Source organism: Methylobacterium bullatum, assembly GCF_014845095.1.
Lineage (GTDB): Bacteria > Pseudomonadota > Alphaproteobacteria > Rhizobiales > Beijerinckiaceae > Methylobacterium > Methylobacterium bullatum.
Window position 1 is genome coordinate 13,935 of record NZ_NKUG01000144.1, and the last position, 21,415, is coordinate 35,349.

Sequence of the window (21,415 nt, forward strand, 5' to 3'; positions counted from 1 at the left end):
AACGACAAGACCTACGCCCCCATGGAAAAGCTGGACTCGGCGGTCGGGATCAATCGCCGCTACCTCCACGACGAAGTCGTGGACCGGATGCGGGATCTCATCCAGTCGGGGGAACTCGAGCCACGGGCGCGGGTGAACGAGAGCGAGCTCACCGAGCGGTTCGGCATCTCGCGCACGCCCCTGCGCGAGGCGATCAAGATCCTCGCCACGGAAGGGCTGCTCGAACTGCTGCCCAACCGCGGGGCGCGGGTGGCCAGCCTGTCCCAGGTCGAGATTGAGGAAATGATCGAGGTCATCGCCGGCCTCGAGGCGACCGCGGCCGATCTCGCCTGCCGCACCATCGGCGACGAGGAGGTCGCCGAGATCGAGCGGGATCACCACGCCATGGTGAAGGCCTGGAAGGACGGCGAGGAGGCCACGTATTTCCGGCTCAATCGCACGATCCACGAAGCGATCATGGCCGCGAGCCGCAATTCTGTGCTGGGCAGCATCTACGCCAGCCTGTCGGGCCGCATCCAGCGCTCGCGCTATGCCGTTCACCAGACCGCCGAGCAATGGAGCCGTGCCGTCTCCGAGCACGAACGGATGATCGAACTCCTCCACGCCCGGAACGGTCCTGCGCTGGCGACGCTCATGCGCGACCATATCCGCTCCAAGACCCCGGTCATCGCCGAGAATTTCGGCGCGGGGACCTGAAGGGCCGACCCGACGACGGGACCCGGCCTCAGGACGCCGATCGGGTGCGGGACGTCGACGGGCAGGGCCGTCTCAGGCCGCGCGGATCGTGGCCAGGAAGCGCCCCACTTCCGCGTTGAGATGCTCCGATTCCCGGGAGAGTTCGGAGGCGGAGGCCAGCACCTGAGAGGCTGCGGCGCCCGTCTCCTCGGCGGCGCCCGCCACGCCCGCGATGTTGGTCGTCACCTCCCCAGTGCCCTCGGCGGCCTGGTTGATGTTGCGCACGATCTCCTGGGTCGCCGCCCCCTGCTCCTCCACTGCCGCCGCGATCGACGTGGCGACGGAACTGATCTCGCGGATGCGGGCGGTGATCGTTTCGATCGCCGTGACGGCTTGGCCGGTGGAGCCCTGGATCCGGCCGATCTGGCTGCCGATCTCGTCGGTGGCCCGCGCGGTCTGGTTGGCGAGTTCCTTCACCTCGGCCGCCACGACGGCAAAGCCCCGGCCCGCCTCGCCGGCACGGGCCGCCTCGATGGTGGCGTTGAGGGCGAGGAGGTTGGTCTGGCCAGCGATGGTGGCGATCATCGCGACGACGTCGCCGATCTTCGCCGCGGCGTCACTCAGATCCTTCATCTGCGCGCCCGTCCGCGTCGCGTCCTCCACCGCCTGGTGCGCCAAGCTGGTGGAGCCGTCCACCTGACGGCCGATTTCCATGACGGACGAACCGAGTTCCTCCGCCGCTGCCGCCACCATGGTGACGTTGGTGCCCGCCTGTTCGGCCGCCGCCGCTACGGCGACGGATTGGTGCGCCGTCTCCGTGGCGGTGCCGGACATGCCTTGGGAGGTCGAACGCAACTGCGTCGCCGCCGCCGAGACCCGGGTCAGGATATCGCCGACCGCATTCTCGAAACCGTCGGCCAAGGCCAGGGCGGCGGACCTGCGCTGGGCTTCCGCCCCGGCACGGGCCAGGGCGGCCTCACTCTCCAGGGCACGGGTACGGACCAGATTGTCCCGGAAGGTGTCCAGGGTCGCGGCCATGGCGCCGATCTCGTCCCGCCGTCCGGTGCCGGGGATGGTGACCTCGGTATCGCCGGAGGCCAGACGGCGCATGGCGGCCGTCACCCGCTCGATGGGACGCGACACCCCGAAGAACGCGAAGGCCATGGCGGCCAGCGCCATGACGACGGCCGCGACCAGCATGATCTGCGTGGTGAAGACCGCCTGCGCCTGTTCCTCGCGCGCGGCCGCGCTGGCTGCCGCTCCGGCCCGGCCGTTGAATTCGACGAGCCTGCGTCCGGCGGCGGTCGCGGCGAGGTACTCGGCGTTCATCGGACCACGAAAACGCTCGGTGATCGCCGCGCGCTGGGAGGGATCGATCTTGCTCAGGCCATTCCAGCCGTCGAGCATGATCTGCCACTTCGCACCGAACTCATCGAACAGCGCCTGCTCCTCGGGCGAACCGATGAGGAGACGATAGGCGTTCCTGTTCTTCTCGACGCTCTGGATCATCTCGCCGGCATTCTTGACGCTCAGGGCACGCTCGGCCTCGTCCTCCGCCATCAGGTAGCGGAACTGCCAGAGGCGGGTGCGCATCACCAGCGCATTCAGGGCATGGGCCGCATCGACCGAAGGTAGCGCATTCGAGGCCAGCAACTCGATCCGGCCACCGATGGCGACGAGCTTCCGCAGAGCAACCACGCCCTGCACGGTGGTAATGATGGCGAGCGCGGTGAACAGGCCGATGAGCGTCGTCTTGATGGAGAGGCGCATGAAACGATCCGGGGAACGAGCGAATTTATGCAAAATCGCCGTGACCATGATGGCTAATTCCTAACGAAAGTTTGGTCTCCGCCCGAAAGCTTGCCGGCGATAGTCCACTCTTGTCGGCCGGCCGGTTTCACGCCGCGTCGCTGATCGAGCGCAGGTTGGCGACGAGATCGGAGAACCTGTCCCCTTGGACGATGACATGGGCGCGCAGCCGGTCCGACGCCGCGATCTCGTCGCCGGCGACGATGGCGGCGACGATGGCCTCGTGTTCGGCGAGGGATTGCCCCAGCCGGTGACGCGCTCTCAGCTGCATCCGCCGGAACGGGGTCAGGCGCCGGTGGAGAAGCCGCGCCTGCTCGCACAGGAAGTTGTTGCGGCAGGCGCGGTAGATCACCGTGTGGAAGACGTAATTCTCCTGGTAGTAGGTCTCGGGGTCCTCGTCGGCCGCCGCCGCCGCGCAGGCGGCGAGCGCCTGTTTCAAGGCGGTCTCGTCGGCCGCGATCAGCCGGCGGGCGGCGAGCCGGCCGCACGAGGCCTCGATCTCGGCCATCGTCTCGAACATCGCGACGAGCAGTTCCGGATCGGGCGCGCTGACGATGGCGCCCCGGCGCGGCTTGATCTCCACGAGGCCGGTCATCGCCAGCTGCAGCAACGCCTCGCGGATCGGCGTGCGCGAGACGCCGAAGCGCTCGGCCAGCTCGGTCTCGTCGAGGCGGGAGCCGATGGCCAGCCGACCATCCACGATCTCCGTCTCGATCGTCTGCCTGAGGCTGAGCGATCGGGTCATGGCGTTCCCGTCCTATAGGTCATGAAATTCGTTGCGATCCATTATTCAATGTCGTTGACAAAATATACAAGACATAGTTCGTTGGTATATCGAATGCGCGTTGCAGTATAAATGTTGCGCCGCAAAACAGCGAGACCACAAAGGTCCGCCCGGGAGAGACGCCATGACGTTGACACGCCGCGCCCTCGTCGCATCCGGCCTCGCCGCCCCCGCTATCCTGTCGATGGGGCTGAAGGCCAAGGCGGCGACGACCCTGAAAATCTCGCACCAGTTCCCCGGCGGCACCATCGACGAGGGCGACTTCCGCGACCGCATGTGCCGCAAGTTCGCCGCTCTCCTGGCCGAGCGCTCGAAAGGCGCGCTGGAGGTGCAGGTCTATCCCGGCTCGTCGCTGATGAAGACGAACGCCCAGTTCGGCGCCATGCGCAAGGGCGCCCTCGATATGAGCCTCTACCCGTCGCCCTATGCGGGCGGCGAGGTGGCGGAGATGAATATCGGCCTGATGCCGGCGCTCGTGAGTTCCTACGAGCAGGCCGTCGCCTGGAAGGCGGCGCCGGTCGGCCGGAAGATCACCGAGATCCTCGATTCGAAGGGCATCCTCCTCGTCTCCTGGGTCTGGCAATCGGGCGGCGTCGCCAGCCGCGAGCGTCCCCTCTACGCTCCGGCGGACGCCAAGGGCCTCAAGGTCCGTGGCGGCTCGCGCGAGATGGACCTGATGATGAAGCAGGCGGGTGCTGCCACCCTGTCGATCCCGTCGAGCGAATCCTACGCCGCCATGCAGACCGGCGCCTGCGATGCGGTGATCACCTCGTCCACCAGCCTGATCTCGTTCCGCCTGGAGGAATTGTCGAAGTCCCTGACGTCCGGCCGCGAGCGCTCCTACTGGTTCATGCTCGAGCCGATCATGATGTCGAAGATCGCCTTCGAGCGCCTGCCCAAGGACCAGCAGGATCTCATCATGGCGATCGGCGCCGAACTCGAACCCTTCGGCCAGGCCGGCGCCAAGGCGGACGACACAAAGGTCGAGGAGATCTTCACCAAGGCCGGAGCCAAGGTCCAGAACCTCGACGAGAAGACGCTGGGCCAGTGGCGCGACATCGCCCGTGAGACTGCCTGGAAGGACTTCGCGGGCAAGTCGGCCAGCTGCGCCGAGCTCCTCAAGCTGGCGGAGCAGGTGTCGTGAGCCACGCCTTCGACGCGGCCTCGGCCGCTTCAGAGACCGCCACGATGGCGCCCGAGCCCCGGATCCCCGGGATTCTCGGGCATCTCGACAGGGGCATGAAGGCCATCAACCGGGTGATCATGCTGCTCGGCGGCATCGCCCTGGTCTGCGCCTGCCTCGTGCTCAGCTACAGCGTGGTCGTGCGCTATGCTTTGCACGAGCCCACCGATTGGCAGGACGAGATGGCGGTGTTCCTCATCGTGGGGGCCACCTTCTTCTCCGCCGCCGCCGTGCAGGCCAAGCGCGGCCATGTGGCGATCGAGGCCCTGAGCGGCCTGCTCTCGCCCCGCGTGAACCGGGCCCGCCTGCTGATGGCCGACATCATCAGCATCGTGTTCGTCACCTTCTTCGCCTGGAAGAGCTGGACGCTGCTGCACGAGGCCTGGGTCGACGGGCAGGTCTCGCAATCCTCCTGGGGGCCGCCCCTGTGGATTCCCTACGCGCTCATGGCGATCGGCATGAGCTTCCTCGGCCTGCAATTCCTGCTGCAGATCGTCGAGGCGCTCACCTACGGCCCGCGCGCGGCGGGCTGGGCCAACCCGAAGGTCGGCCTCGGTGCCGATCTCAACAAGACTCCTCTGAAGACGGGCAACCACCCATGAGCGTCGCGGCCATCGGCTTCCTCTATGCGGGCGCGACGCTCAGCGCGATGCTCGCCGGTATCCCCATCGCCTTCGCCCTGGGCTTCGTCGCCCTGGCCTTCATGTTCTTCTTCATGCCCGGCGCCTCCCTCGATACGGTGGCGCAGAACGTCTACGAGGAAATGGCCTCCATCACCCTGCTGTCGATCCCGCTCTTCATCCTGAAGGGCGCGGCCATCGGCCGGTCCAAGGCGGGTCAGGACCTCTACTCGGCCATGCATGCCTGGATGCACAAGATCCCGGGCGGCCTCGGCATCGCCAACGTCTTCGCCTGCGCGCTGTTCGCCGCCATGGCGGGGTCTTCGCCCGCCACCTGCTCGGCCATCGGCTCGGCGGGCATTCCGGAGATGAGGAAGCGCGGCTACTCGCCGGGCTTCGCCGCCGGCATCATCGCGGCGGGCGGAACCCTCGGTATCCTGCTGCCCCCCTCCATCACCATGATCCTTTACGCGGTCGCCGCCGAGCAGTCGCTGGGCCGCCTGTTCCTCGCCGGCATCGGGCCGGGCCTGCTGCTGGTCGGTCTGTTCGCCGCCTGGTCGGTCTACCGCTTCCGCTCGGAATACGCCGCCGCGAAGGACGCCTACGAGCGCCACGGCACCGCCTCGGCGATCCTGGCCGAGGACACCTACAGCATGCGCCAGCGCTTCTCGACGCTGCCGCGCGTGCTGCCCTTCGTGATCCTGCTCACCGGCGTGATGGTGGCACTCTATGGCGGCTACGCCACGCCCTCGGAGACGGCCGGCCTCGGCGGCCTCCTGGCCCTCGGCCTCATCGCGGTCATCTACGGCGTCTGGCGCCCGAAAGACGTGACCCCGATCCTCGCGGCGACCCTGCGGGAATCCACCATGCTGATGCTCATCATCGGCATGTCGCTGCTCTACGCCTACGTGATGAGCTACCTGCACATCTCCCAATCGGCGGCGGCCGCCATCGTGGCGATGCAGCTGTCGAAGTGGGTGCTGCTGGTGACGATCCTCGGCCTCGTGATCCTGCTCGGCTTCTTCCTGCCGCCGGTCTCGATCATCCTGATGACCGCGCCGATCATTCTGCCGCCGTTGAAGGCCGCCGGGTTCGACCTCGTCTGGTTCGGCGTGGTGATGACCATCACGATGGAGATGGGGCTGATCCACCCGCCGGTGGGCCTCAACATCTTCGTCATCAAGAACATCGCCCCCGACATCCCGCTGAAGGACATCATCTGGGGCACGCTGCCCTTCGTGATCCTGATGGCCGTGGCGATCCTGATCCTCTGCCTCGTCCCCGGCATCGCCATGTGGCTGCCGAACTGGCTCCTGCCCTCGACGCGGTGACGGAGACAACCACACGGCCCCCTTCTCCTGCCCATCCCAGGGGAAGGAGGCCGTGCCGTACGCCAAGAGGTGAGGCGGCGAAACCGGCGTGCGGTCAGAACCGCTCGGCCACGAAAGCCTCTGCCTCCGGCGACGTCTCCGCTGATTGGCTCTGCAGCAGGCCGATGACCTCGGCGGCGTCCTTGGCCACGAGGTAGTTCAGCTCCAGCCCCTCGCGGATGAAGCCCTGGTCGCGCATGTGGTCGAGGAGGGTCAGCAGCGGCGTCCAGAAATCGGCGATCGAGAGAAGCAGGATCGGCTTCTTGTGCTGGCCGAGCTGCGCCCAGGTGAGCTGCTCCACGAGTTCTTCCAGGGTCCCGATGCCACCGGGCAAGGCCACGAAGGCGTCGGACCGCTCGAACATCAGCCGCTTGCGGGTATGCATGTCGCCGACGACGATGGTCTCCTGGATGGCGTCCAGCATCCGCTCGCGCGATTTCAGGAAGTCGGGGATGATGCCGGTGACATGGCCGCCGGCATCGAGCACCGCCTGAGCCACCGTGCCCATCAGCCCCACATTGCCGCCGCCATAGACGAGGCCGAGCCCGGCTTCCGCCAGGGAGCGGCCAAGCGCCGCCGCGGCCTCGGCGAAGGCCGGGTCGCCCCCGAAGCCCGAGCCGCAATAGACGCAGACGTTTTTCACCGGGGCCATGCCGAGCCTCCCCCGATGAGGGGCAGGGAGGCGCCATCCAGGGGCCAAACTGCTGATTTCGTGAATGATCCCGCCTTTCGGGGGGAAGCGCGATTTGGTGTTGAGATCATGTCGGCTAGTATGTCGCCATCAATCGACGTTTTGTCGACAGCCAGAGTCGAAACCCGACGATGTTATCTGCCGCAAAGTCGAGGGATTTGAAGAGCGGGGGTGCCATGACGGCGCAGTGGCGGCGAGGCCTGATTCTCGCGGGCGGTGGCCTGCTGGCCGGATTCGCCCTGGTCGTCGTGCTGTTCGGCACCGGCGAGATGTTCAAGCTCGCGCAGGGCGACAAGCAGCCCGTCGCCGCGGCGACGTCGCCTCGGACGAAGGAGACCAGCACGCCCGAATCGCGGGCGGCGGAATCGCCCGCCGCTCCCGGCTCGCCGGTGACGCCTCCGGCGCGCCGCGATGAGGGGGCTTCGACGACGCCGGGAAAGTCGTCGGCGGGGGGCAGGGGCGCCACCGGGCAGACGGGCACCCCGCCGGCCGCGCAGGATCAGGCGCAGGCTCCGACCTTCGACATCATCCGCGTCGAGCCGACGGGCGAGACCGTGATCGCCGGTCGCGGAACCCCCAACACCACCGTCGAGATGCTGCGCGACAACCACCCGATTGCCCGTGCGCTCATCGACCCGTCCGGCCAGTTTGCCATCGTCCCGCCTGCGCTCCCCGCCGGTAGCAGCGAGATCACCCTGAGTTCGATCGGGGCCGACGGCCAGGGTCGGCAGGCGCGGGAGACCGTCATGGTGGTGGTCTCCGCCGACCGTACCACCAAGCCCCTCATCGCCCTGACGTCCCCCGACAAACCCACCGTCGTCCTGTCGCAGCCGGATCGTCCGGTGGATGCGGCCTCGGCCAAGGTGGCCGGCGGCGGTCCGAAGGGCGCCGGTGCGGACAAGTCCGGCAGCACGGCCAGGGCCCCGGGCGATCCAGCTCAAGCGAATGGCGCGGTTGCCGCCAAGCCTGAAGCGGCCGGTCCCGACTCGTCCGGCGCGCCGAAGCCGGATGCCGTGCCGGTGAAGGTCGTCAGTGTCGATGCGGAGGAGGGCGGACGCCTCTTCGTCACCGGGCAGGCGCCGGCCGGTGCCACCGTCCGCCTCTACATCAACGACGCCCAGATCGCGCCCGGCAGCGTCGGCGCCGACGGGCGGGTCTCGTTCACGATCGGGCGCGGGGTCGCCCCCGGCGATTACCGGATCCGTATCGATCAGGTGGATCCCGTCTCGGGCAAGGTGAAGAACCGGTCCGAAGTCGCCTTCTCCATGCCGCATGCGGCAAAGCCCGTGGTCGGTCCGCTACAGGACGCGCCGCCGAACGCGGCGCCGCCGACTCTCGCGGCCAAGCCTTCGCCGAGCGCCGCGCCGGCGGCGAGGCCGCATGCCAAATCCTCGCCGGTTCTTGCCTCGTCCCTCGGTCGCCCGATCCAGGGGGCACCCCAGGACGCCTCGCCGAGCGCGCCGGCCTCTGCCATGACGATGGGCCGGTCGCAGCCGAGCCCGACGACGGACGAAGCCGGCGCGAGAGCGGTGTCGGCCCTGGCGATCCAGCCCTCGTCCGCGCCTCAAAGCGTGTTCGTACCGGAGATCAACACCGCCCGGATCACCCGCGGCGACAGCCTCTGGGAGATCAGCCGGCGGGTCTACGGCAAGGGGACCCGATACACGGTGATCTTCGATGCCAACCAGCCGCAGATCCGCAACCCCGACCTGATCTATCCCGGCCAGATCTTCGTCGTCCCGTCCGAGAGTGCCTCCACGCTGCCGCAGGACAAGCGACGCAGCTGAGCCGCGACCGCGCATCCTGCATCCCGGCCCTGCGCCGCTGGGCGACTGTCTGGAACGGTTCGAGGGACTATATCGGGAGCTGAATTCGACCGCTCCCGGTCCCGCTGCCCGAGTTTGCCTGAATGAGCACCGATCCCACCTCCGCGGCGGGCGGCGGCACGACGCCGCCCGAGCGCCCCGGCCTGTTCGCCACCTATCGGCGCCTGTGGCCCTATCTCTGGCCCCATACCCGGCCGGACCTGCAGCGGCGCGTCTTCCTCGCCTTCGGCCTCCTCCTCGTCGCCAAGTTCGTGACGATGCTGACGCCCTTCACCTTCAAATGGGCGACCGACGCCCTCGTGGCGGCGGTGGGGGACAAGGACGGTCTCGGCGCGACGCTCCCCACGGGCCTGTTCGCGGCACCGATGCTGATGATCGGGCTCTACGGCCTGTCGCGGGTGATCATGGCCGTGCTCACCCAGGTGCGCGACGGGCTCTTCGCCAAGGTGGCGATGCATGCGGTGCGCCGCCTCGCGCTCCAGACCTTCGAGCACATGCACCGGCTCTCCCTGCGCTTCCACCTGGAGCGCAAGACCGGCGGCCTCACCCGCGTGCTGGAGCGCGGGCGCGGCGGCATCGAGGAACTCTCTCGCCTGATGGTGCTGACGCTGGTCCCCACCATCGTCGAGTTCCTCCTCGTCATCGGCGTCCTCGCCTACGAATTCGACTGGCTCTATTCGTTCGTCGTCTTCGTCATGGTGTCGGCCTACCTCGCCTTCACCTGGAAGGCGACGCAATGGCGGATCGAGATCCGCCGGCGGATGAACAACTCGGATACCGATGCCAACACCAAGGCCGTCGATTCACTGCTGAATTTCGAGACGGTGAAGTATTTCGGCGCCGAACTGCGCGAGGCCGAGCGCTACGACGGCTCCATGGCCAAATACGAGAAGGCCTCGACCCAGACCTACGTCTCGCTCGCCGTGCTCAATGCCGGCCAGGCCCTGATCTTCACCATCGGCATGACGGTGGTGATGTGGCTCGCCGCGCGGGACATCATGGTCGGCCGCACGACGCTCGGCGGGTTCGTCCTCGTCAACACGATGCTGGTGCAGCTCTCCATGCCGCTCAACTTCATGGGCATGATCTACCGGGAGATCAAACAGGCGCTCATCGACATCGACGACATGTTCCAGATCCTGCATCGCAACCCCGAGATCGCCGACAGGCCGGGCGCGAAACCCCTCGCCGTGTCGGACGGCGTGGTCCGGTTCGAAGATGTCCGCTTCGCCTACGACCCGGCACGGCCGATCCTGCGCGGCGTCAGCTTCGAAGTGCCGGCCGGGCGGACCATCGCCATCGTTGGCCCGTCGGGGGCCGGCAAATCGACCCTGTCGCGGCTTCTGTTCCGGTTCTACGAGCCGCAATCCGGCCGCATCCTCATCGACGGGCAGGACATCGCCGGGGTCGAACAGGGCAGCCTTCGGGCCGCCATCGGCATGGTCCCGCAGGACACCGTCCTGTTCAACGACACGATCGGTTACAACATCCGCTACGGCCAATGGGACGCGAGCGACGAGGCGGTCCGCGAGGCCGCTCGTCTCGCCCAGATCGACCGCTTCGTCTCTTCCCTGCCGGAGGGCTACGACACGCCGGTGGGCGAGCGCGGGCTGAAGCTGTCGGGCGGCGAGAAACAGCGCGTCGCCATCGCCCGCACTATTCTTAAGGGGCCGCCGATCTTGGTCCTCGACGAGGCGACCTCGGCCCTCGATTCCTTTACCGAGCGCGAGATCCAGGACGCGCTCGACAAGGTGAGCCGTGGCCGCACCACCCTCGTCATCGCCCACCGCCTGTCGACGGTGGTCAATGCGGACGAGATCATCGTCCTCGACCGGGGCGTGATCGTCGAGCGCGGCGACCATCAGAGCCTGCTCGATCTCGGCGGTGTCTATGCCTCCCTGTGGAGCCGTCAGCGCGAGGCCGACGAGGCCCGCGAGATTCTCAAGAGGGCGGAGGAGCGGCGGGCCGACGAGGAAGTGTCACTCTCCGATGTGCAGGCCAATCCTCAACCGATGAGGCCTGTCGTTCCGGAGCCGATGCCCGCCGAATAGGGCATCGGCAAGAGGGCATCGGCAAGGGGACATGGCCATGCGCGATCATGGATGGTCGTATCCACGATGCGATGACTGTTCAGGAGGGGGCGCGGTAAGAAACTCTATTGACCAGTATTTCATGCCGGCTTGTGCCGCTCATTAACTACCTGAGCCGAATGGTCTTGACCGGCATGGGCACCGCGATATTTTACGAGAAATATTACGTAAAAGGCGCGGCAACATGGTGCTTCCCGAAGATATCCGCGACACGCTCAAGAGCGTCGCGGCCCTGACCGAGGTGGTCGACAGTCTCGGAGAAGACGACAACCTGTTCGACAGAGGCCTGGACTCGTTCGGTTCGGTCCAGCTGATGCTCGCGCTCGAAGAACGCTACAACATCGAGTTCCCCGATAACCTCCTCAACCGGCGCTCCTTCTCCACCATCCGCATCATCGTCGAGACGGTGAGCAAGCTGACCGTTTCGGCAGCCGCATGACCGACATCGCCATCCGCGCCAAGCGGGTCGCTTCTGTCGCTGCCCTCCATGCCGACGACGTCGACCGTCAGGCCCGCTTTCCCGCCGAGGCGGTGACGGCTCTCAAGGCGGAGCGCCTGATCGGGATGCAGATCCCCATGCAGTTCGGCGGCGAGAGCGCGAGCCTGTCGCAGATCGCCGAGGTCTGCTTCACCCTGTCCCAGGCCTGTTCCGCTGCGGCGATGGTCTTCGCCATGCACCAGATCAAGGTCGCGAGCCTCGTCTCGCACGGCCTCGACAGCGAGTGGCATTGCACCCTGATGGAAAGGGTGGCGCGCGATCAGCTCCTCTTCGCCTCGGCCACCACCGAGGGGGGCATCGGCGGCGACCTGCGCAACAGCCTCTGCGCGGTCGAGACGGCGGGCGACGTGTTCCATTTCGCTAAGGACGCCACCGTCATCTCCTACGGTGCCCATGCCGACGTGATCCTCGCCACCGGTCGCCGTCATCCGGAGGCGTCCTCGTCGGATCAGGTCCTCGTGGCCTTGATGAAGGGACAGATGTCCCTGGAGCGCACGAGCACCTGGGATACGCTGGGCATGCGCGGCACCTGCAGCGACGGGTTCAAGCTGGAAGCCCGCGACGTGCCGGTGGCGCAGATCCTGCCCAAGCCCTTCGCCGAGATCGCGGCGCAGTCCATGCTCGCCTGGTCGCACCTGCTCTGGAGCAGCGTCTGGTTCGGCATCGCCAGCCATGCCCTCGACAGGGCCAGGGCCTATGTCCAGGGCGAAGCCCGGCGTCGGCCGGGCCAGGTTCCGCCCGGCGCCCTGCGTCTGGCAGAAGCCGCCAACGAACTCCAGGCCATGAAGGCGACGGTGATCGCCGCCCTCAAGCGCTACGAGGCGGCGCAGGGCGACGCCGACGAACTCGGCTCCATCGGGTTCGCCGTCATGCTCAACAACGTCAAGACGACGATCTCCGACAAGGCGGTCGACATCGTCCAGCGCGCGCTGGGGATCGTCGGGCTCTCCGGCTACAAGAACGGCACTCCGTTCAGCCTCGGCCGGCAACTCCGCGACGTGCTGTCGGCGCCGCTGATGATCAACAACGACCGCATCCTCGCCAACACCGCAAACCTCCTGCTCGTGCAGAAGGGCGGGGGCCAGCTCCTGAGCGCATGATGGACCAGCTTCCCGCCCGCGATCCCGTGTCCGGGCCGCGCTCCCTGCTGGACCGGCTCTTCGACCAGGGCCTCCTCGTTCGCACCGGCGTCGACGGGCTCTATGGGCGCAGCGGCGAGTTCGAGAGCGTGGTCGAGGCCGTGGACCGGATCGCCACCCGGCTCGGCGCCGGCGACGGGGCCGAATCCCTCCGCTTCCCCCCCGGCATGAGCCGGCCGGCCTTCGAGCGCAGCGGTTACCTCAAGGGGTTTCCCAACCTCGCCGGCACCATCCACTGCTTCTGCGGAAACGACGCCGATCACGCTCGGCTGCTGGCCTGTATCGAGGCCGGCACCGACTGGACCGGCGGCCAGGCCGCCAGCGAGATCGTGCTGACGCCCGCCGCCTGCTACCCGCTCTACCCGGTGGCCGCGGCGCGCGGGGCGCTGCCCGAAGGCGGGCTGCTGTTCGACCTGCAATCCTACTGCTTCCGCCACGAGCCCTCGCTGGAGCCGACGCGGATGCAGATGTTCCGCATGCGCGAATACGTGCGCATGGGCAGTCCCGATCAGGTTCTCGCCTTCCGCGAGCTCTGGCTGGAGCGCGGCACCGCGATGATGCGCGAACTCGGCCTGCCGATCGCGGTGGACCCGGCCAACGATCCGTTCTTCGGCCGCGCCGGGCGCATGCTCGCCAACAACCAGCGCGCCCAGGGGCTGAAATTCGAGCTGAACGTGCCTGTCAACAGCGAGGACAAGCCCACCGCCTGCCTCAGTTTCAATTACCACCAGGACCATTTCGGCACGATCTGGGATATCCGGCAGGCCGATGGCGAGGTGGCGCACACCGCCTGCGTCGGGTTCGGGTTGGAGCGGATCACCCTGGCCCTGCTCCGCCATCACGGCCTCGACATCGAGGCGTGGCCGGACGCCGTGCGCGACCGGCTCTGGGGCTAGAAGGTGTCCGCCACCGCCCTCCGCGAAGAGGCTTCGGACCCGTCGCCATCCGCCTCCCATGCCCTTCATGGCTCCGACCGGATCTGGCCGGAGACGAACTGCTACGTCGATCTCTGGATCGAGCTGCTGCACGGCCGGGGCCTCGTGCCGGAAGCCATGCTCGGCTTCACCCTGCGGCAGGATTTCGAAGGCGACCAGTTCACCTTCTTCAAGCCTCCTCCCGGCGAGATCGAGCGGCTCTACGGATTGTCGATCCAGGAACTCGCACTCTTCGAGAGCCTGGAGGCGCATGCCGGCGTGCAGGTCGCGCGCGGATGCCCGGTCCTCGTGGAAGTGGACGCGATCCACCTGCCCGACACAGTCGGCACTACCTATGGTCGCGAGCATGGCAAGACCACGATCGGGATCCTCGGCCTCGAGGCGGGCGAGCGCCGGCTCGACTACCTCCACAATGCCGGCCGCTTCCGTCTCCAGGGGGGCGATTACGACGGCATCTTCGCCGCCGGAATCCTTTTCCCCTATGCCGAATTCGTGAAGCCGGTCGGCCCGCCGCTCACGCCGGACGACCTGCCCCGTGCCGCCCTCGACCTGCTGCGCCATCACCGGCGCTTCGCGCCAAGGACCAATCCGATCCTCGCTTTCCGGGATGCCCTGGCGGAACGGGTGGAGGTGCTGGTGCAGAACCCGCTCAGCGTCTTCCACGGCTACGCCTTCAACACGACCCGCCAACTCGGAGCCAATTTCGAGCTTCTCGGCAGCCATCTCGCATGGCTCGACAGCCATGGCGTTGCCGACATGTCTTCCGGCTCGGAACTGGCGCAAAAGCTCGCGGCGGAAGCTAAGGCCTTCCAGTTCCAGCTAGCGCGCGCCTTCGGCCGGCGCAACGCCGCGGGTCTCTGCCAACGCCTCGACGGGCTGGCCGGCACCTACGATGCGGTCTTCGCCGCCCTCGACCGCGCGCTGTCCTGAGAGGCATCGCGGTGGCGCGTATCCTCGCCGTCGACGGCATGCCGGCCCTCAACGTCGAGGGACCTTGGCACCTGGTGGTGACGCCGTCGAACGCCTGCGCGACACCCCGCGACCTGCCGGGCGAGGGATGGATCGCGGCCCGCGTTCCCGGCACGGCGGCGGCCTCCTTGCGCGAGGACGGGCTCTGGTCCGAGGCGGCGCCGACGCCGCTCCACGAGTCCGATGTCTGGTATCGAGCCACTCTCTCCGGCACCGGCCGCGAGCGACTGCGCTTCGAGGGGCTGGCGACACTCAGTGAGATCTGGATCGACGGGGTTCTCGCCGGTACCGGTCGCTCGATGTTCCTGGCCCGGGAGGTCGAGGCGGATCTCTCGGGCGAGACCGAGATCGCCCTCTGCTTCCGGTCGCTTTCGGCCGAGTTGGCGCGCCCGCACAAGCGTGGCCGCTGGCGACCGCTCCTGGCGACGCCGGGCTCGCTGCGCCATGTCCGCACCAGCCTGCTCGGGTTCATGCCGGGCTGGTGCCCGTCCATCGACAGCGTCGGCCCCTATCGGCCGGTGACGCACAAAGTTCTTCGCGGGGACGATGTGGATATCGCGTCCGTCGATCTGCGCACGACCCTCGAAGACGAGACGGGACGCCTCACCGTGCGGATCGAACTCGACGGCGTGGCGGAGGGACCGGCGTTCCTGATCTGCGACGGCCGCGAGGCCGCCCTTCGTCAGGTCGCCCCCGGAGGGTTCGAAGGCGAACTCCTGTTGCCGGACATCGCCCCGTGGTGGCCCCACACCCACGGCGAGCCGAGGCTTCACACGGTTGACGTTTCGGTCGCGGGCAGGCGTATCGATCTCGGCCGCGTCGGCTTCCGCACCATCGCCCTGACCCGCCCGTTCGAGGAGGGGTTGAGCCTCGCGATCAACGGCGTGCCGGTCTACTGCCGCGGCGCCTGCTGGACGCCGCCCGACCTCGTGGGTCTGCCCAGCGACCGCAACAGCTATCGGCCCCTCCTCGAACTGGCGCGGGAGGCCGGCATGAACATGCTGCGCGTGCCGGGGATCACGCTCTATGAAGCTTCGGCTTTCCACGATCTCTGCGACGAACTCGGCATCCTGGTCTGGCAGGATCTGATGCTGGCTAATTTCGATTATCCGACCGACGATCCCGCCTTCCGCGAAATCCTCGTCGAGGAGATCACGCAGTTCCTCGACCGCACGCAGACCTCGCCCTCGCTCTGCGTGCTGTCGGGCGGAAACGAGGTCTGGCAGCAGGCGGCGATGCTCGGCTTCCCGCGCGCGGTCTGGGCCGGCAGCTTCGTCACGGAAGCGCTTCCCGATCTGGTTGCCAGGACCAGACCCGACCTCGTCGTGGTGCCCAACTCCCCCTCGGGCGGCGATCTACCCTTCTCCACCAGCGCCGGGGTGACGCATTATTACGGCGTCGGCGCCTATCGCCGTCCGTTCGAGGATGCCCGCCGGGCCGAGGTCGGGTTCGCCTCCGAATGCCTCGCCTTCGCCAACGTGCCGGACGCCGCGACCCTCGCCGAATGCGGCCTCACCGATCCCGCATCACCGCGTTGGATGGCGGGCATCCCCCGCGACCGGGGGGCGGATTGGGATTTCGAGGGCGTGCGCGACCATTACGTGGCGACGCTGTTCGGTGCCGATCCCGAACGGCTCCGCCGGGAGAATCCCGAGCGCTACCACGCGCTCGGCCGCGCGGCGAGCGGCGCGTGCATGGAGGCGGTGTTCGCGGAATGGCGCCGGGCGCGCTCGCCCAATGCCGGCGGGCTCGTCTGGTTTTTCCGCGATCTCGCGCCGGGGGCGGGATGGGGCGTCGTCGACTGCCTCGGGCGTCCGAAACCCGCCTGGTACGCCCTCAAGCGCGCGTTCAGGCCGGTCCAGGTCACCCTGTCCGACGAAGGCTTGAACGGACTCCATCTCCATGTCCACAACGAGACGGCGCAGCGGCTCGATGCGACCCTCCGCCTCGCCTTCACCGATGCGGGCGGCCGGGTGGTCGTCGGGGCCGAGCGGGTGATCGAGGTCGGCCCGCGCGTCTCCGCCTCATGGTCCTCGGCGGAACTGCTGGGGCGCTTCTTCGACGCCACCCATGCCTATCGGTTCGGGCCGCCGGCCCATAGCCTCGGCCATGCGAGCCTCATCGAGACCGGCACGGGCGCGGTGATCGCCGAAGCGTTTCACTACCCGCAGGGGCGGGATTCCGAACCGCGTGATCTCGGTCTCAGCGCCGCGCTCGTCGCCGATCGATCCGGCTGGGCGCTCCGGATCGCCACCGGACTGCATGCCCTCCACGTCCAGATCGAGACCACGCTCGGACGGCCGTTGGACAATGGTTTCTCCCTCGCGCCGGGGGCGAGCCGTCTCGTGCCGCTTCTCGGCACTTCGGAGACAGCGCCCGAGCCGGCGGGACGGATCAGCGCCATCAATGGCATCGAGATCGTGAGGTTCGGTCCGGATGGCGTTTGAGACAGTCCCTGTCGGGAGCGATGCCGCTGCGTCGCCCCTGCCGCTGAGCCCCGTCGCCTTCGACGGTCTGTTCGGCTGGTTCGGCCCGGGGATCTCGCGCCGGGGTGTCGTCCTGTGCGCCACCCACGGCTACGAGCAGCTCTCGGCGCATCGCCCCTGGCGGGCGCTCGCCGAGGGGATCGCCACCACGGGCTGCGCCACCCTGAGCTTCGACTATCCCGGAACGGGCGATTCCGCCGACGCGGAGGCCGACAGCGTCGAGGGCCGGGTGCGGGCGATCCGCCGGGCGATCCGCCATCTCCGCGACGAGGCGGGGGTGGAGGAGATCGTCCTCGTCGGGCTTCGCCTCGGCGGCACGCTCGCGGCCCTGGCGGCGGAGGGGGATCACGTCGACCGGCTCGTCCTGCTGGCGCCCTTCGCGACCGGGCGCGCTTATCTGCGCGAAATGAAGATGCAGTCGCGCACCATCGGGCGCCTGCCGGACGGTTCGCCACTGCCGCAGGAGGAGGGCTGCCTCACCGTGGGCGGATTCCATCTCGGTCCCGCTCTCGCCGCCGAACTTTCCGTCATCGACCTCACCAAGGCCGAGCGGGCGCCGGCTCCCGACATCCTGCTCGTCGGGGCTGAGGCCGGCGGGCTCGGCCCCCGTTACGCAGCGCTGGGGGCGCGGGTGACGACGCGGCCCTTTCCCGGCCTCGCCGCCCTCGTCGCCAACCCGCTCTATGCCGAGACGCCGGACGAGGCCTTCTCGGCGGTGATCGCTTCCGTCGCCGAAGGGGCGCAGCCCCGTCCCGTCCCGGCCGCCGCGCTCCCGCCGCTCCCGGCCAATCCGATCCGGGGGGACGGCTGGTGGGAGGAACCCTCGCGGTTCGGCCCGTCTCTGTTCGGCATCCTCTGCCATCCGCGCGACGTGGAAGCGGCGCGGCCGATGGTGCTCTTCGTCAATGCGGGCACCAACGTGCATTCCGGCTGGGGGCGGCAAACGACCACGCTCGCGCGACGTCTCGCCGACCAGGGCTTTCCGTCCCTGCGCATGGACCTGCGCGGCATCGGCGACAGTCCGAACCGGCCGGGCGGTGCGTCTCCCCTCTACAGCCTCGACGCGCTCGACGATGTCCGCGCCGCCCTCGACCGTCTTGAGACCGTTCGATCTGGCCCGATCGTCATCGTGGGCGCCTGCAGCGGGGCCTATCTCGCCTTCCGGGCCGTCTGCCGCGAGGAGAGGCTGAAGGGCGCGGTGCTGGTCAACCCCTATTGCTTCGACTGGAACCCGGCGGACGACGTGGACAGCGTTATCCGCAACGTGTTCCGGAACGCCTCGACCTATGCCGGCCTGCTGAAGCAGGGAGCCGCATGGCGACGCCTCGCGCGCGGCGAAATCCGCGTCGGCGCCATCGCGCGGGCGATCACCCGGGCCGCCATCGGGCGGGTGGGTAAGCGGCTCGCCCTCCTGCTCCGGCCCCGCCCTGCCGGCGGAAGCGTGGCGCAGCGCATCGCCGCCCTGCGCCGGCGCGGTGCCCATCTCGAACTCGTCTACAGCGCGGGCGATCGCGGCCTCGCCGCCCTGCACGAGGCGCTCGGCCGCTCCCCCGCAAGGATGGCCCGCCGCCTCGGCGGCCCGGTGACGATCATCGAGGGGGCGGATCACGATCTCAGCCCGGCCGCGGCGCAGGCGCGGATGACCGAGGTGCTTGAGCGGCTGCTCGCGCGCCTGCGCTGAAGCCCGTATCGCCGCGCCCCTCCGCGACGGGTATGGTTGCCGGAGCCAACGGAGCCTCCGCGTGACCTTGCCCGATCCGACGCACTCCCCCGCGATCCGCGACCGCGCCCGCGGCGCTTTCCTCGGCCTCGCGATCGGCGACGCCCTCGGCACCACCCTGGAATTCAGCCGCCGGGATACGCTTCCGCATCACACCGAGATGACCGGCGGCGGCCCGTTCGATCTTGAGCCCGGTCAATGGACCGACGATACCAGCATGGCTCTGGCGCTTGCCGAGAGCCTGCTTCAAGCCGGACCTTTCGACCCCCACGACCTCGCCACCCGTTTCGTCGCGTGGTGGAAGCAGGGCGCCTATTCCTGCACCGGCGCCTGTTTCGACATCGGCCTGACGACGCGGGACGCCCTGGCCCGGTTCGTCGAGACCGGCCGAGCCGAGTCCGGCTCCACCGATCCGGACACCGCCGGCAACGGCTCTCTGATGCGGCTCGCCCCCGTCGCCCTCGTCACTCTGCGCGATCCCCGCGAGGCCGAACGGATCGCCGAGGCGCAGAGCCGGACCACCCACGGCGCGCAGGAGGCCGTCGAGGCCTGCACCTATTTCGTCCAGCTCCTCCGTGGTGCGATTCTCGGCGAGGCGGATAGTCTGCGTCCGCGCACCGTCGGCGGCTCCGCCACATCGGCCGTCGGGGCGATCGCCCGTGGCTCATGGCGCGGGAAGACACGGGCCGGGATCCGTTCGTCCGGCTACGTGATCCACACGCTGGAGGCGGCCCTCTGGGCGGTCGGCACCACCGAGACCTTCGAGGACGCGCTGATCCTGGCCGTCAATCTGGGCGAGGACGCCGATACGGTCGGTGCCGTCACCGGACAGCTCGCGGGCGCCCTCTACGGCGCCTCGGCGATCCCCGAACGCTGGCTCCGGCCCCTGGCCTGGCGCGAGCGGATCGTCGATCTCGCCGACGCCCTGGTGGCGAAAGCCTGATCCCGGGCGCATCGCGCGTTGCCGTCATGATCCGCGTATGAAACACACCCCTGTGGACGCTCGCGCGAGGGCCGACCGGATCGTCCCCGTTTCGAGGGTGTGAATGACCGCAGCACCAACGGCCTTCTCGACCACGCGGCTCATCGTGATCCTGGCCGTGGCCGGCTTTGCCAGTACCTTCGCCGGGCGCGCCATCGAGCCCCTCGTCGGCGTCCTCGCCCGCGATCTGCGCAGCGATCCACATACGGTCGCTTTGCTGTCGACGGCCTTCGCGCTGCCCTACGCCCTGATCCAGCCGATCCTAGGGCCGGTGGGGGATTCGCTGGGCAAGGAACGGGTCATCGCCGTCTGTCTCGGCATCCTCACTTTGGCACTCGCCGGATGCGCGCTCTCGGCGGATCTCACCGTGCTGTTCGGGCTGCGCGTGCTCGCGGGCGCGGCGGCGGGCGGCGTCATCCCGCTGGCGCTCGCTCTCATGGGGGACCGTATCCCGCTGGAGCGCCGACAGGTCGCCATCGGCCGCTTCCTCGTCGCCGTCATCCTCGGGCAATTGTCCGGCTCGACCTTCGCCGGTCTGATCGAGGCCGATGTCGGCTGGAAGGGCGTCTTCGCCATCACGGCGGCCATCGCGGCGCTCGGCTGCGCGGCGGCGATCCTCGGCTTCGAATGGGCGGCCGGCGCGGCACCCAAGCGCTTCGCGTTGGGCGAGGCGGTGGCGCGCTACCGCACCATCGTCGCCATTCCCCGTGCGCGGGTGCTGTTCGCCGCCGTGTTCATCGAGGCGATCGCGGTCTTCGGCATCTTCCCCCATCTCGCGCCGCTCATTGAGGCGCGCGGGGAGGGCGGCCCGCGCGAGGCCGGGCTGGCCCTGGCGGGCTTCGCCGCCGGCGGTTTGCTCTACTCGGCCTTCGTCGCCCTCCTCCTGCGGTTCCTCGGGATGCGCCGGATGCTGGTCGGCGGAGGCGCCATCTGCGCCGGCGCCCTCCTCGTCATCGGCAGCGCGGGAAGCTGGCAGGTGGATTGCGCGGCCCTCGTGGCGCTGGGCCTCGGCTTCTACATGCTCCACAACACCTTTCAGGTTCAGGTCACCGAAGTGGCGCCCACGGCCCGCGCCTCGGCGGTCTCCCTCCACGCCTTCTCGTTCTTCTGCGGACAGGCTCTGGGCGTGGCGATCCTCGGCGCGGCGCTTCAAGGCCTCGGCCAGTTCACCGCGCTCGCACTCTGCGCCCTCGTGATCCTGGGTGTCGGCACTCTCACCGGGAAGCTGCTCTCGCGGTAGGATCACGCGCCCATCGTTGGGGGAGGCCGCCTACGTCTCCGGGAGCCCCGCATACCACTCGGCATAGGTCGTGTTCGCGACCATGCGGCGGTTCTGGTCGGGGGCGCCGTCCGTCCACCAGACGGGGCCGCGTTCGCCCAGACCGTGCTTGGCGGCGTCGACCGCCGCGCGGGCGCGCTTCATGTCGGCCTCGTCGCCCGAGCGCTTGGCCTCCTTCACCGCCCGCCGCGCATCCATCAATGCCTTGACGAGGTGCTCCCGCTTCTCTTCGCTCAGGTTCGGATCGGTGCGCCGCCAGAGCCGTCCCTTGACGACGATGTAGCGGCCGTCGGGGGTCTCCAGCACTGGCATCCGGTCTCCGTTCCCTCATCGACGCTCATCGGCACGGCAACGCGCG

18 protein-coding genes are annotated in these 21,415 nt (G+C 68.6%); 14 read left to right on the forward strand and 4 right to left on the reverse strand.

The features are described from left to right. The first annotated feature begins 21 nt into the window (after window positions 1-21). Entirely contained in the window at window positions 22-696 is a 675-nt protein-coding gene (locus tag MBTS_RS18955) for a GntR family transcriptional regulator (RefSeq protein ID WP_056139898.1), read from the forward strand. 72 nt (window positions 697-768) lie between these two features. Here the strand turns inward: MBTS_RS18955 and MBTS_RS18960 are convergent, their stop codons facing one another. Both MBTS_RS18960 and MBTS_RS18965 read right to left on the reverse strand, forming a co-directional pair. After that, window positions 769-2,445, reverse strand: coding sequence for a methyl-accepting chemotaxis protein (locus tag MBTS_RS18960; protein WP_192216238.1), 1,677 nt, complete (start codon window positions 2,443-2,445; stop codon window positions 769-771). 127 nt (window positions 2,446-2,572) lie between these two features. Beyond that, complete coding sequence (locus MBTS_RS18965; RefSeq protein WP_192216239.1) at window positions 2,573-3,229, reverse strand: GntR family transcriptional regulator; 657 nt, start codon at window positions 3,227-3,229, stop codon at window positions 2,573-2,575. A gap of 163 nt (window positions 3,230-3,392) precedes the next feature. Between MBTS_RS18965 and dctP the strand changes: the two genes are divergently transcribed. The 3 genes from dctP to MBTS_RS18980 are packed head-to-tail and all read left to right on the forward strand — an operon-like array spanning window position 3,393 to window position 6,402. Next, on the forward strand, window positions 3,393-4,412 hold the full coding sequence (gene dctP / locus MBTS_RS18970) for a TRAP transporter substrate-binding protein DctP (RefSeq protein ID WP_018045349.1): 1,020 nt from the start codon (window positions 3,393-3,395) through the stop codon (window positions 4,410-4,412). Then, window positions 4,409-5,053 carry a TRAP transporter small permease gene (locus tag MBTS_RS18975; RefSeq protein ID WP_056139906.1) on the forward strand — a complete coding sequence of 215 codons (645 nt, stop codon included), beginning with the start codon at window positions 4,409-4,411 and terminating at the stop codon, window positions 5,051-5,053. Before dctP ends, MBTS_RS18975 begins: the two co-directional genes overlap by 4 nt. Beyond that, on the forward strand, window positions 5,050-6,402 hold the full coding sequence (locus tag MBTS_RS18980; RefSeq protein ID WP_018045347.1) for a TRAP transporter large permease: 1,353 nt from the start codon (window positions 5,050-5,052) through the stop codon (window positions 6,400-6,402). Before MBTS_RS18975 ends, MBTS_RS18980 begins: the two co-directional genes overlap by 4 nt. 94 nt (window positions 6,403-6,496) lie before the next feature. Here the strand turns inward: MBTS_RS18980 and MBTS_RS18985 are convergent, their stop codons facing one another. Further along, window positions 6,497-7,093: an LOG family protein gene (locus MBTS_RS18985; protein WP_147831565.1), complete on the reverse strand. Its 597-nt coding sequence runs from the start codon at window positions 7,091-7,093 to the stop codon at window positions 6,497-6,499. Window positions 7,094-7,308: 215 nt separating this feature from the next. Here MBTS_RS18985 and MBTS_RS18990 point away from each other — a divergent pair, with 215 nt between their 5' ends. The 10 genes from MBTS_RS18990 to MBTS_RS19035 all read left to right on the forward strand — a co-directional run bounded on the left by MBTS_RS18990 (window position 7,309) and on the right by MBTS_RS19035 (window position 21,018). After that, window positions 7,309-8,919: a LysM peptidoglycan-binding domain-containing protein gene (locus tag MBTS_RS18990; RefSeq protein WP_147831563.1), complete on the forward strand. Its 1,611-nt coding sequence runs from the start codon at window positions 7,309-7,311 to the stop codon at window positions 8,917-8,919. A 122-nt stretch (window positions 8,920-9,041) separates the two neighbouring features. Next, window positions 9,042-11,009: an ABCB family ABC transporter ATP-binding protein/permease gene (locus MBTS_RS18995; protein WP_147831561.1), complete on the forward strand. Its 1,968-nt coding sequence runs from the start codon at window positions 9,042-9,044 to the stop codon at window positions 11,007-11,009. Window positions 11,010-11,232: 223 nt separating this feature from the next. Next, window positions 11,233-11,487, forward strand: coding sequence for an acyl carrier protein (locus MBTS_RS19000; protein ID WP_056139923.1), 255 nt, complete (start codon window positions 11,233-11,235; stop codon window positions 11,485-11,487). Then, window positions 11,484-12,647, forward strand: coding sequence for an acyl-CoA dehydrogenase family protein (locus tag MBTS_RS19005; RefSeq protein WP_147831560.1), 1,164 nt, complete (start codon window positions 11,484-11,486; stop codon window positions 12,645-12,647). The genes MBTS_RS19000 and MBTS_RS19005 overlap by 4 nt, the downstream gene beginning before the upstream one ends. After that, entirely contained in the window at window positions 12,647-13,582 is a 936-nt protein-coding gene (locus MBTS_RS19010) for an amino acid--[acyl-carrier-protein] ligase (RefSeq protein ID WP_192216255.1), read from the forward strand. The genes MBTS_RS19005 and MBTS_RS19010 overlap by 1 nt, the downstream gene beginning before the upstream one ends. Window positions 13,583-13,585: 3 nt before the next feature. Then, the gene (locus MBTS_RS19015; protein ID WP_192216240.1) at window positions 13,586-14,551 is read left to right on the forward strand and encodes a DUF1839 family protein; all 966 of its coding nucleotides are present in this window, start codon (window positions 13,586-13,588) and stop codon (window positions 14,549-14,551) included. A gap of 11 nt (window positions 14,552-14,562) precedes the next feature. Continuing rightward, window positions 14,563-17,037, forward strand: a complete 2,475-nt coding sequence (locus tag MBTS_RS19020) for a glycoside hydrolase family 2 protein (RefSeq protein ID WP_192216241.1) — start codon at window positions 14,563-14,565, stop codon at window positions 17,035-17,037. Further along, on the forward strand, window positions 17,027-18,757 hold the full coding sequence (locus MBTS_RS19025) for an alpha/beta fold hydrolase (RefSeq protein ID WP_192216242.1): 1,731 nt from the start codon (window positions 17,027-17,029) through the stop codon (window positions 18,755-18,757). The genes MBTS_RS19020 and MBTS_RS19025 overlap by 11 nt, the downstream gene beginning before the upstream one ends. 61 nt (window positions 18,758-18,818) lie before the next feature. Then, on the forward strand, window positions 18,819-19,739 hold the full coding sequence (locus tag MBTS_RS19030; protein WP_192216243.1) for an ADP-ribosylglycohydrolase family protein: 921 nt from the start codon (window positions 18,819-18,821) through the stop codon (window positions 19,737-19,739). Window positions 19,740-19,842: 103 nt separating this feature from the next. Then, entirely contained in the window at window positions 19,843-21,018 is a 1,176-nt protein-coding gene (locus MBTS_RS19035; RefSeq protein WP_056161453.1) for an MFS transporter, read from the forward strand. Window positions 21,019-21,048: 30 nt separating this feature from the next. On the opposite strand, the gene MBTS_RS19040 is transcribed toward MBTS_RS19035, so the two are convergent. Further along, window positions 21,049-21,369 (reverse strand): hypothetical protein, encoded by a 321-nt coding sequence (locus MBTS_RS19040; RefSeq protein WP_192216244.1) that lies wholly within the window; start codon window positions 21,367-21,369, stop codon window positions 21,049-21,051. Between the last annotated feature and the right edge of the window lie 46 nt (window positions 21,370-21,415).